Genomic DNA, 11,390 nt, shown 5'->3' on the forward strand with positions numbered 1-11,390 from the left:
TTTTTGTTATGAACCGTGACGAACTTGCCAAATATCTCCTCGAAAAATTTCAGGATAAAATAGAGCCTCTCCAAACCGGCAAAGCCGAACCGTTTTTCCTGCTGAAAAAACCGGAAGATCTGGTCGATTTCTGCCGGGCCGTCAGGGATGACACTACCCTGCGGATGGATTATCTGTGCATGATGTGCGGTGTCGATACCGGTGAGCATTTTGAAGTCGTGTATTCGCTGGCCTCGATCAAAAATCGTCTCAGATTCGATTTCAAATTCCCGCTTCCTTTTGAAAACGCCGAGATCGATTCGGTGCAGGAAGTCTGGGCCGGGGCCAACTGGTTTGAGAGGGAAGTCTGGGAGCTTTACGGAATAAATGTCAGGAATCATGGCAACCTGACGCGGTTTCTGCTTCCCGATGACTGGAATCAGGGACATCCGATGCGCAAGAATTGGGACGCGCCCGATTTCAAACGGATGCCCGAGGTGTAAGATATGGCGGATTTGCGGACAGAAGAATTTATAGTCAACATGGGGCCGCATCACCCCTCGACACATGGTGTCTGCCGCTTTATGCTCACCATGGATGGTGAGAAAATTGTCAAAGCGGAACCGGTCATAGGCTATCTGCATCGTGCCCTTGAGAAAATTTGCGAAAACCGCACCTATGCCCAGTGTATCCCGGTTCTGGATCGGTTCGAGTATTGCACGGCGATGTCCTGTAATCAGGTCTTTTCACTGGCGGTGGAAAAACTGGCCGGTATTCAGGTTCCCGAGCGCGCCGAGCATCTGCGCGTAATCATGCTGGAACTCAACCGAATTGCCAGCCACCTGATCTGGCTGGGGACAACCTCACTTGATCTGGGCGCCCTGACGCCGTTTTTGTATGCCTTCCGTGAGCGGGAAAGTATTCTTGACCTGTTTGAAATGACCTGCGGGCAGAGGTTGACATTCAATTATATAAGAATCGGTGGTGTTTCCAAAGATATCCCGCCGCAGTTTATTCCGGGAGCCAGGCAATTTCTATCAACCTTCGATCATAAAGTTGATGACTACGAAAGAGTTCTGACCGAGAACCCGATCTTTATGGCCCGCAACCAGAATGTCGGCGTGATGTCGTCCGAACTGGCCCTGGCCTATGGTGTCTCCGGCCCCAATCTGCGCGCTTCGGGCATTAAGTTCGATCTTCGCAAAGATGATACCTATTCGATATATAATCGTTTCAAATTCGATATTCCCACCGGACAAAATGGTGATTGTTATGATCGATACATGGTCCGGATCAGGGAAATGCGTGAATCGGCCAAAATAGTCAGGCAGGCACTCGATGCGCTTCCCGAGGGTGACATCTCCGCCAAGTTCAGTCCGATTACATTCAAGGCCCCGGCCGGCGAATTGTACAGCCGGATCGAAAATTCCCGCGGAGAAATGGGCGTTTATCTGCAGTCTCAGGATAAAGAGAAAAAGCCGCTTCGGGTCAAGCTTCGCGGGAGTTCCTTCAATCATCTCCAGGTTATGCCGGAGCTGGTACGAGGACACCTGATTGCCGATGTGGTGGCGGTCATGGCTTCGATGGATATAATTTTGCCGGATGTGGATAGATAATGGAAATTACTGGAATATTTAAGTATCTGTATGAATTGCTGGCCGGAACCGGCCTGCCTCAGGTTCTGGTCGATATAATCGCGCTGATCTTTGCCGCGGTGGTCGTTTTTGGTTTTCTCTGCGTGGTGGCTCTTTTCCTGGTCTGGTGGGAGAGAAAAGTTTCGGCGCATTTCCAGCAGCGGCTGGGTCCGATGCGGACCGGCTGGCATGGCTGGAGACAGACGGTGCATGACGCCGTCAAATTATTGCAGAAAGAGGATATTACCCCGACGGCGGTTGATCGGTATGTCTTTTATTGGGCGCCGATTATGTGTTTTGTGGCCGCTTTCATGGCCTATATTGTCATCCCGTTCGGCGATGGCCTGATAGTTGCCGACCTCAACATCGGGATTTTATTTGTCCTGGCCATCACCACTTTCACCATTATATCGCTTCTGATGGCCGGATGGGGCTCCAACAACAAATATGCTTTATTGGGCGGGATGCGGTCGGCGGCGCAGGTGGTCAGTTATGAGGTACCGATGGTGGTTTCGGTCCTGGCCGTGATTGTTTTTGTCGGGTCGCTGTCGATGGTCGATATCGTCCAGTCGCAGGCCCAGATATATCAATGGTACATTTTCCGCCTGCCGTTCGGCCCGATTGCCTTCATTACCTATATTATCGCCGCCACGGCCGAAACCAACCGGACACCTTTTGATATTCCCGAGGCCGAGCAGGAGCTGGTGGCCGGATTCAACATCGAGTATTCCGGCATGAAGTTCGCCATGTTTTTCCTGGCGGAGTTCGTCAATATGTTTACCGTTTCGGCCATCGGTGCGACGCTCTTTTTCGGCGGCTGGCAGGGCCCGCTGCTTCCGTCATGGATGTGGTTCATGATTAAAACCCTGGCGCTCGTGTTTGTCCTGATGTGGTTCCGCTGGACATTCCCGCGGCTTCGGGTGGATCAATTGATGGAGTTTTCATGGAAGTTCCTTCTTCCGGTTTCATTTATAAATCTCATTCTGGCCGGGTTTATGAAATACTCGGGGTGGTTCAGCTGGTGAGAAAAGTATTCAACGGCATAAAGAACCTGCTGATCGGCATGGCGACGACTGCCAAACATCTTGGCCGGCATAATGTATGCGTCCAGTATCCGACCGAGAAATGGACCATGCCCGAAAGATCGCGCGGGGTAGTGGTGCTGCTTTCCGACCAGGAAACCGGCGAACTGAATTGTACTGTCTGCATGCTGTGCGCCCGGTCCTGCCCGACAGCGGCCATTAATATTGTTAATCACAAGGATGAGGCCACCAAAAAGCGGGTGCTTGATGATTTTATCGTCGATTATAATCTCTGCTGTTTCTGCGGCTTGTGCGAAGAGGCCTGCAACTTTGCGGCCATTAAAATGGCGCCGAAGTATGAATTCTCGTCATGGAACAAGGAAGATATGACCTGGCACAAGGATAAGCTTCAGGAAATCGGCCGTGATGTGCCGTATGAAAAGCCGGAGCGCAAGAAGCCGGCTCCCAAACCGGCGGCGCCGAAGCCCGCCGATACGACATCCGAAAAATCGCAGGCGACTGCGGCCAACCCGAACTCGACCGAGCCAAAGACTGAACCGGATGCAAATGATGAGAAAAAACCGGAAAGCACTGACAAGGAAGGCGGGGAGGAGCAGAAGTAATGGACTTTCTTACGAACTTCATTGATGCTGTCGCTTCTCAACCGGTGTTTTACCTGCTGTCACTGGCGATGATAATATCGGCGCTGATGGTGGTGACGCTGAGAAATATCTTTCACTGTGCCATATTTTTGATAATGACGCTGTTTTGCGTGGCCGGTATATACATCTTATTAAATGCGGAATTTCTGGCCGCCGTACAGGTGCTTATTTATGTCGGGGCGGTGTCGGTTCTGATGATCTTTGCCATCATGTTAACATCGCAGCTGACTTCGGTAAAAATCCAGCAAACCAATGAACAGGTGACGGCGGCGGGCCTGATAGCGATTGCATTTCTGGGCGCTTCTATGTATGCCATGCTCCGGACCAAATGGAATCTTGGTGAAGTGACACTGCCGGAAAATAATATTATGTCGCTCGGCAAGCTCCTGATGACCGATTTCGTGCTGCCGTTCGAAGTCGTTTCGGTGCTTCTGCTGGCCGCGCTTATCGGAGCGGTGGTTCTGGCAAGAAGGGAGAGTTCCTGATATGGGCAGCTATATAGCACTTGCCGGGGTCCTGTTCGCCATCGGCATTTTCGGCGTCCTGACGCGCCGCAATGCCATCGGGATCCTGATGTCGCTTGAATTGATGTTCAACGCCGTGAATATAAATTTTGTCGCGTTCAATAAATACATTGCTACCTGCAATGGAACCCTGACCGGTCAGATATTTGCCATTTTCGTGGTTGTGGTGGCCGCCGCGGAAGCCGTAGTGGGACTGGCCATAGTGCTACTGATTTACCGCAACTGGAAGGGTATCGAAGTCGACCGGATTAATGTCATGAAGTGGTAATATGCTGGAAAATGCTTTTATAATACCGTTCTATCCGCTCTTTGCGTTCGTGATGATTATCTTCGTCACGCGCTGGAAGGAAAAGTTGTCGTCGTATCTCTCGATCGGCATGATCCTGATTGCGCTGGCTCATTCGATCGGTGTCCTGATTCAGATGATCGGCCGTCACGGCGAACCACTGGAAATGTCCATCCCGTTCATCACTCTGCCGTCGCTTCATCTTGAGCTGGGCGCCTGGTTCGATCCGCTCACGGCGGTGATGCTGGTGGTGGTGACGACGGTTTCGAGCTGCGTGCAGATTTATTCGCTCGGGTATATGCACGGTGACCCGCGCTGGAGCCGGTATTTTTCGTATCTGTCGCTGTTTACGTTTTCCATGCTCGGCCTGGTGATTGCCAATAACTTTTTCATGATATTCATCTTCTGGGAACTGGTCGGACTTACCAGCTATCTGTTGATCGGTTTCTGGTTCGAGAAGAAGTCGGCTTCCGATGCCGGCAAAAAAGCATTTATCACGACTCGCATCGGCGATCTTGGTTTTATCGTCGGCCTGCTAATGTTGGGCCTGTATGCCGGAACTTTCAATTACCAGGAAGTCTTCAGCATCGTCAAGTCCGGGACACTATCGCCCGCGATTCTGGGCGCGGCCGGTGTCTTAATCTTCTGCGGCGCGGTCGGCAAGTCGGCCCAGTTTCCGCTGCATGTGTGGCTGCCTGATGCTATGGAGGGCCCGACCCCGGTTTCGGCTTTGATCCATGCCGCCACCATGGTTGCGGCCGGTGTTTATCTGGTCGCCCGGGCAATGACATTATTTGCGGCTTCGGGAACCGCCTCGATGGTGGTGGCCGTAATCGGCCTGATCACCTCCTTTATGGCGGCGACCATTGCCCTGACACAATTCGATATTAAACGGGTGCTGGCTTATTCGACGGTCAGCCAGCTGGGATATATGATTATGGCGCTGGGGCTGTATGGTTATGATACATATAATCACCATCACACCCCCGGGTTCTATGCCGGGACATTTCATTTGATGACCCACGCTTTCTTCAAGGCGCTGCTGTTCCTCGGAGCCGGATCGGTGATACATGCCGTGCACACCAATGACATCCGCGAAATGGGCGGATTATTCGGCAAAATGAAAATCACCGCGATTACGTTTATTGTGGCCTCGCTGTCGATTGCCGGGATATTCCCGTTGTCGGGATTCTGGTCCAAGGATGAAATCGTGGCGGCCACAAGCGCGCACCCGGTCTTTATGGTGTTTACACTGGCGATTGCCTTCATGACTGCTTTCTATATGTTCCGCCTCTGCTTCATGACCTTCACCGGCAAACCCCGCGACCAGCATCGTTACGATCATGCTCATGAGTCGCCGAAGTCGATGACGGTGCCGTTGATGTTTCTCGGATTTCTTTCGGTTTTCGCCGGCTGGGTCGGACTTCCCTGGCTGGGTCATGGTTTCGCATCTTTCGTTTTTCACGGCGAAGCTTATCATCCGCACGCCAACTACCCGTTGATGCTGATATCGACAGTTGTGGCCGTTTCCGGAATCGGTCTGGCTTATGCCATGTATTATAAGAAAGCTATTTCGCCGGATGCCATCGTCGAAAAATTCAAACCGCTGTACACTCTGCTTTACAATAAATATTACTTTGATGAGCTTTATGATATAATCCTTATCAGGCCGATTCTCGGTCTGACCAATGTACTGTGGTGGTTCGATGCCAATGTCATCGACGGACTCGTGAACTTCGCCGGATGGATAACGATCAAGTGGGCCGATGTCAAGATGTGGTTCGACAAATGGATTATCGATGGTGCCGTCAACGGCACCGGGCACGTCTGCATGTTTTTCTCATGGTTGTTCCGTTACATACAAAGCGGTTCCTTCCAATTCTACACATTGGTGATAATAGGGGCCGCCCTTGAAATAATGCTGTTCAGAGTTTCGTTATGGGCTTTTTATATACTGCTGGCGGCCGTCATCCTACTGGCGCTGCTCCGTCTGGCAATTAAGACAAACCGTTCCGGCAGGGTTAAGGCGGAACCGAATATAGAAGCTTAGGAGGAAAGAGAAAGTCATGAATTTCCCGATATTAACTTACATGATATTCATCCCGCTGTTCGGCTTTATAGCGGTGATGTTTCTGCCCAAGGAAAAGCACTGGTTGATCAGATGGACCTCGGCGGCTTTCTCATTCATTCCCATGCTCCTGTCTTTTTACCTGACCTATCTTTACTATTTCAACTTTTCCAGTTCGGCCGACATGGTTTTTGCCGAGGGACCGTTCGACTGGATCGCGCCGATTAACGCGCAGTACTATCTGGGTGTCGATGGAATCTCGGTACCGATGTTGTTCCTGACCGGGTTATTATCGTTTATTTCGATTCTGGCCTCATTTAACATTGCCAAACGGGTCAAGGAATATTTTTCGTTTTTCCTCCTGCTCGAGGCGGGCATGATGGGCGTCTTTTGCGCCCTTGATTTCTTCCTCTTTTATGTTTTCTGGGAAGTCATGCTGGTGCCGATGTACTTCCTGATCGGTGTCTGGGGCGGGCCCAGAAAAGAATATGCGGCGATCAAGTTCTTCTTATATACATTGTTCGGGTCGATATTCATGCTGGTGGCGATTCTGGTGCTGTATTTCACCAGCGATCCGCACACCCTGAACATGATGGAACTGATACAGCAGGTGCCGGGAGGCATGGGGCACTCGCTGCAGTTGATGTGTTTCGTCTTCCTGTTTGTGGCCTTCGCCATCAAGGTTCCGGTCTGGCCGTTCCATACATGGTTGCCCGATGCTCATGTCGAGGCGCCGACCGCCGTTTCGGTCATCCTTGCCGGTGTCCTGCTTAAGATGGGGACGTATGGTATGCTGAGAGTTTCCTGGCCGATGTTCCCGGAAGCTACCCGGTATTTTGCCATCCCGATTGCCATCCTCGGTTTGATAGCCATTATCTATGGCGCGCTGGTATCGATGGCGCAGAAAGATCTCAAGAAGCTGGTCGCCTATTCGTCGGTTTCGCATATGGGTTACTGCATGCTGGCTCTGGGCGCATATTCCTCGGTAACCGCGATTTCAGGCTGTATGTTTCAGATGTTCAGCCACGGTTTGATCACCGGGGCGCTGTTCCTTTTGGTCGGCGTTCTTTATGATAGAGCGCATACCCGCGAAATTGCCGCTTTCGGAGGACTCGGTTCCAAGCTGCCGGTATATACCGGTTTGATGGTGCTGTTCTCGATGGCCTCACTCGGCTTGCCGGGAATGTCCGGTTTTGTTTCCGAGTTCATGGTTTTTATCGGTGCTTTCACCGCTCCGGCGCCCGATCTGACCATCTACACCGCCCTCGCGGTTCTGGGTGTGGTACTGACCGCAGGCTACATGCTGCGAATGGTGCAGAAAGTTTTTCTGGGTGAGTTTAACTCCGAGAAATGGGCCGGCTTGACCGATATCAATGTTCGGGAAGTTATCACGGTGGCGCCGCTTGCATTTCTGACGATTCTGATCGGGGTTTATCCTTCACCCCTTACCAATATTATGAAAGCAACCCTGGAGAACCTGGTTAACCTGATGGCTCGATAGGAATTGAGATTATGCCAGATTACAATTTGAAATTGATTATTCCGGAAGTATTCCTCTTTCTCTGGGCGCTTTTTATTATTGCCTTTGACCTCGGGACCAAACGCAAGAATACCAAACTGATCGGATACCTCGCCATGGGCGGCTTGGCTATCACCGGGATCCTGCTTTACCTGTATCAGGGCGGTATTACCTTCAACAATATGTTTAAGTCTGATTCGGTGGCGACATTTTTCAAAATTATCTTTCTCGGTTCCTCATTTATGGCCATCGGCTCCTCGTTTGATATCGCTTCCACCAAAATCCGCAATCATCGGGGCGAATTTTTCGGCCTGATTCTTTTTTCCACGGTGGGGATGATGTTCCTGGCTTCGGCCGGAGAACTTATTTCGCTTTATATCGGACTGGAATTGACGACCATCCCGCTTTATGTCCTGACGGCGTTTTATAAAGATGACCGGATTTCGGTTGAAGCCGGACTGAAGTATTTGATTGTCGGCGCGTTTTCATCGGCCATCCTGCTCTATGGCCTGTCATTGCTTTACGGCCTGTCCGGAACCACCGATATCCTGATGATGAAAATCAATCTTTCGTTGCTTTTTTTGAATACAAATGGAATCGGCTGGGCGCCGCTGATGGCGATGATTATGGTTCTGGCCGGGATCGGCTTCAAACTGGCGCTGGTGCCGTTTCACATGTGGGCGCCCGATGTCTACCAGGGAGCTCCGACTCCCATTACCGCCATGCTTTCGGTCGGTTCCAAGGCGGCCGGGGTGGTGGCTTTTTTGAGAATTTTTGTCGATGGTCTTTATGGTTTTTCGGATGCCGTCATGGAGCCGCTTGACTGGGGCATTATTGTCGCTATCCTGGCTTCGGCGGGTATGATACTCGGCAATATTACCGCTTTGCGGCAGAAAAATATCAAGCGGATGCTGGCCTATTCGTCAATCGCCCAGATCGGCTATGTGATGGTCGGTATGGTGGCGGTCTCGAAACTCGGTGTCGGCGCGGTCGGTTATTACATGTTTGTTTATCTTTTCGCCAATATGGGCGCCTTTGCCGTGGCGACGGTTTTCAATGACAAAACCGGCTCCGACAGTATCGCCAGTTATGCCGGCCTGTCGAAAACGTCCCCGATGATTTCCGCCTTTATGGCCATTTTCCTTTTGTCTCTTGCCGGTATTCCCCCGTTGGCCGGATTTGCCGCCAAATATTTTGTTTTTGCCGCCGGTATTCAGGCCGGATATACCTGGCTGGTGATTCTGGCGCTTCTGACCGCAGTCGTTTCACTTTACTATTATGCCAATGTCATAAAAATGATGTATTTCGCTCCGGAAAACCCGGCCATTAAAGTTAATCCGCCTCTTTCCGCCAATATCGTTCTAATTCTCGGCGTCGCCGGTCTTATAATATTCGGCGTGTTTCCCGGACCAATTTTGAAATTTGCCCTTGACATGGCCCGAGTCTTTGGCTTTTAATAATTTTGCGGATATACCAGATCCCGGTTACATATTTTTTGCTGGCAGATTTTACCTGTCTTGCTATATATTACCGGGCAGCGCGAACCGATAGATTATAGTAGGTTGGCGGAGGCATGTCTCTGTTTAGAATAGTAAAAGATATTATCAAGCGACAATTTCTTTCCGGCGTCCTCGTGATTGTACCGCTTATACTGACCTATGTCGTATTGCGGTTTCTTTTTGAGGCAATTGACGGCATTCTGTCTCCCGTGATTTTTCGCGTTTTTGGCTATCATGTGCCCGGTCTGGGTATTGTTGTCACCCTTCTTATTATCTTGCTGGCCGGGTTCTTGACCCGCAATTTTCTCGGTGACAGGCTGTACAAGGTATGGGAACGAATTCTTGGCAAAATACCCATAATCAGGGTCGTTTATAATGCCACCAAACAACTGGTTGAAGCGGTCACCCTGCCGAATGTCAAGACTTTCAAGGAAGTGATCCTGTTCGAATATCCGAGGAAAGGCCTTTACACGATTGGGTTTGCGACCAGCCGGTTTCGGCTGGAAAGCACCGCCTCCGGATCACGTAAAATGGTCGGGATTTTTGTGCCCTCGACCCCGACGCCGGTGACCGGATTCGTTATTTTTGCTCCCGAAGATGAAATTATTACGTTAAATATAACGATAGAAGAAGCAGTCAAGCTTATTGTCTCCGGCGGAATCGTGTCGCCGCCGACTTTGACCGATATCAGGCCGGATGACATAGCGGAGGTAAAGGAATAAAGATGCGACTCGCCAGTATGCTAAGTGAGAAATATATTATCGAAGATCTCAAATCGACCAGCAAGGAAGAGGCAATCGAAGAGTTGCTGGGGCTTCTCAGAAGCGAAAAGCCGGATATCAATACCGAAGGCATTAAAAAGCTTATTCTGGAGCGGGAAGAGATCGAAAACACTTCCTATGGCCGGGGCTTTTCATTTCCCCATGCCCGGACCGACGAAGTGGATGATATGCATATCCTGATGGGTATTTCCAGAAGGGGATTAAGCGATGCCACTCCCGACAGTGTCCCGGTTTCGGTTGTAATTCTGCTTCTGACACCCTCACATATCTCGAATCTTTATTTGCAGACCCTCTCTGCTTTTGCCAATTTCGCCCGAATTGAAGGGAATCTCCAGAGAGTCACTTCCGCCCGACATCCCTCCGATGTTGTCGAGGTTATCTACAACAGCGGGGTCGGTGTAGAGAAGGAACTGCGCGTCAAGGATATCATGACCCGCGATGTCGCCACGGTCAAGCCGGATGACAGCCTCAAACATGTCGCCAATATGATGTTCAAAAACCGATTGTCGGCGATGGCGGTCATTGATGACGACGGAAACCTTCTGGGCCAGATAACCGACAAGGATTTAATCCAGGCGGCGCTTCCCGATTACAAAACGCTGATCTCGAATCTCAACTATTCGATGGATATCGAACCGTTTGAAGAACTGCTCAAGCATGAAGACAAGATCAAAGTCGCGCAATTGTATGCCACCGACCATGAGGTGACCGGGATGGATACGCGGATTGTCGAAGTGGCGGCGATGATGATATTCAAGAATCTTCGGCGGGTTTATGTGGTTCAGGGAACCAAGTTGGTGGGTATTCTGCTGCGCAAGAACATCGTGAGCATGATAATTCGGGGTTAAACATCTACGCCACAACATTTTCACAAGTTATCCACAGGTTGTAGACAGGGGTCGCCGGGTGACTGATTCTAATATTCCACACTTAGTAGTTATTTTGGCTGACTGAGTTACGACAATTCTTATTGACAACAATTTGTAGAATAGCATAATATCTTATAAGTCGGCAATTATCTTATTTAAAAATGTCGGCAGATTTATAGAGCGCGTTGTCAAATGAAGGCCTAAAGAGAGGGCAGTTCCATTAATAGAATATGGAATAATCAAATATCAAAAGTGTATGAGTGTATTTTATGGATAGAAATGATGTAAATGCCAAAGCGAAGGATAATGGCAAGATAGACCTTGAATCAAGCAAGAATGCACAAATGCCAGATTATGATTCAATGATGGATCATATCAAATTATTACTGGGCAGAGAGCAGGCGCTGGGGACCGAATATACCAAATCACTATTGACCTTTTCAACAGGGTGGTCTTCCCCTAAAAAAATGGACACATAGTTAAGATAGGGTAGCCGCCCGTTCGAAGTCAACTGGATTTTTAAAACCCAGGCTCGAATGACGGCGT

The 11,390-nt window shown here is 50.1% G+C and carries 12 protein-coding genes; all 12 read left to right on the forward strand.

Translation table 11 applies throughout. The features are described 5' to 3' along the window. The first annotated feature begins 8 nt into the window (after positions 1-8). The 12 genes from CVT49_13130 (at position 9) to CVT49_13185 (ending at position 11,323) form a co-directional block, all read left to right on the forward strand. Entirely contained in the window at positions 9-482 is a 474-nt protein-coding gene (locus CVT49_13130; GenBank protein PKK82554.1) for a hypothetical protein, read from the forward strand. A 3-nt stretch (positions 483-485) separates the two neighbouring features. After that, on the forward strand, positions 486-1,595 hold the full coding sequence (locus CVT49_13135; protein ID PKK82555.1) for an NADH-quinone oxidoreductase subunit NuoD: 1,110 nt from the start codon (positions 486-488) through the stop codon (positions 1,593-1,595). Beyond that, a complete protein-coding gene (locus CVT49_13140) occupies positions 1,595-2,638 on the forward strand; it encodes an NADH-quinone oxidoreductase subunit NuoH (GenBank protein ID PKK82556.1) in 1,044 nt (347 codons plus the stop codon). Before CVT49_13135 ends, CVT49_13140 begins: the two co-directional genes overlap by 1 nt. Continuing rightward, on the forward strand, positions 2,623-3,258 hold the full coding sequence (locus CVT49_13145; GenBank protein PKK82557.1) for a hypothetical protein: 636 nt from the start codon (positions 2,623-2,625) through the stop codon (positions 3,256-3,258). Before CVT49_13140 ends, CVT49_13145 begins: the two co-directional genes overlap by 16 nt. After that, positions 3,258-3,782 carry an NADH-quinone oxidoreductase subunit J gene (locus CVT49_13150; protein ID PKK82558.1) on the forward strand — a complete coding sequence of 175 codons (525 nt, stop codon included), beginning with the start codon at positions 3,258-3,260 and terminating at the stop codon, positions 3,780-3,782. The genes CVT49_13145 and CVT49_13150 overlap by 1 nt, the downstream gene beginning before the upstream one ends. A 1-nt stretch (position 3,783) precedes the next feature. Continuing rightward, the gene (locus tag CVT49_13155; protein PKK82559.1) at positions 3,784-4,089 is read left to right on the forward strand and encodes an NADH-quinone oxidoreductase subunit NuoK; all 306 of its coding nucleotides are present in this window, start codon (positions 3,784-3,786) and stop codon (positions 4,087-4,089) included. Between the two features lies 1 nt (position 4,090). After that, positions 4,091-6,157 carry an NADH-quinone oxidoreductase subunit L gene (locus CVT49_13160; GenBank protein ID PKK82560.1) on the forward strand — a complete coding sequence of 689 codons (2,067 nt, stop codon included), beginning with the start codon at positions 4,091-4,093 and terminating at the stop codon, positions 6,155-6,157. Positions 6,158-6,173: 16 nt separating this feature from the next. Further along, entirely contained in the window at positions 6,174-7,676 is a 1,503-nt protein-coding gene (locus CVT49_13165; protein ID PKK82561.1) for an oxidoreductase, read from the forward strand. 11 nt (positions 7,677-7,687) lie between these two features. Beyond that, the gene (locus tag CVT49_13170) at positions 7,688-9,151 is read left to right on the forward strand and encodes an NADH-quinone oxidoreductase subunit N (GenBank protein PKK82562.1); all 1,464 of its coding nucleotides are present in this window, start codon (positions 7,688-7,690) and stop codon (positions 9,149-9,151) included. Between the two features lie 116 nt (positions 9,152-9,267). Next, a complete protein-coding gene (locus CVT49_13175) occupies positions 9,268-9,915 on the forward strand; it encodes a hypothetical protein (GenBank protein PKK82563.1) in 648 nt (215 codons plus the stop codon). Positions 9,916-9,917: 2 nt separating this feature from the next. Then, the gene (locus CVT49_13180) at positions 9,918-10,823 is read left to right on the forward strand and encodes a hypothetical protein (GenBank protein PKK82564.1); all 906 of its coding nucleotides are present in this window, start codon (positions 9,918-9,920) and stop codon (positions 10,821-10,823) included. Between the two features lie 290 nt (positions 10,824-11,113). Beyond that, a complete protein-coding gene (locus CVT49_13185; GenBank protein PKK82565.1) occupies positions 11,114-11,323 on the forward strand; it encodes a hypothetical protein in 210 nt (69 codons plus the stop codon). Positions 11,324-11,390 lie beyond the last annotated feature (67 nt).

The organism is candidate division Zixibacteria bacterium HGW-Zixibacteria-1 (assembly GCA_002838945.1).
Lineage (GTDB): Bacteria > Zixibacteria > MSB-5A5 > GN15 > PGXB01 > PGXB01.

Excerpts from the sequence above, each read along its gene's own strand:
- CVT49_13130 (PKK82554.1), top strand. The coding sequence starts at position 9 with ATGAACCGTGACGAACTTGCCAAATATCTCCTCGAAAAATTTCAGGAT.
- CVT49_13135 (PKK82555.1), top strand. The coding sequence starts at position 486 with ATGGCGGATTTGCGGACAGAAGAATTTATAGTCAACATGGGGCCGCAT.
- CVT49_13140 (PKK82556.1), top strand. The coding sequence starts at position 1,595 with ATGGAAATTACTGGAATATTTAAGTATCTGTATGAATTGCTGGCCGGA.
- CVT49_13150 (PKK82558.1), top strand. The coding sequence starts at position 3,258 with ATGGACTTTCTTACGAACTTCATTGATGCTGTCGCTTCTCAACCGGTG.
- CVT49_13155 (PKK82559.1), top strand. The coding sequence starts at position 3,784 with ATGGGCAGCTATATAGCACTTGCCGGGGTCCTGTTCGCCATCGGCATT.
- CVT49_13160 (PKK82560.1), top strand. The coding sequence starts at position 4,091 with ATGCTGGAAAATGCTTTTATAATACCGTTCTATCCGCTCTTTGCGTTC.
- CVT49_13165 (PKK82561.1), top strand. The coding sequence starts at position 6,174 with ATGAATTTCCCGATATTAACTTACATGATATTCATCCCGCTGTTCGGC.
- CVT49_13170 (PKK82562.1), top strand. The coding sequence starts at position 7,688 with ATGCCAGATTACAATTTGAAATTGATTATTCCGGAAGTATTCCTCTTT.
- CVT49_13175 (PKK82563.1), top strand. The coding sequence starts at position 9,268 with ATGTCTCTGTTTAGAATAGTAAAAGATATTATCAAGCGACAATTTCTT.
- CVT49_13180 (PKK82564.1), top strand. The coding sequence starts at position 9,918 with ATGCGACTCGCCAGTATGCTAAGTGAGAAATATATTATCGAAGATCTC.
- CVT49_13185 (PKK82565.1), top strand. The coding sequence starts at position 11,114 with ATGGATAGAAATGATGTAAATGCCAAAGCGAAGGATAATGGCAAGATA.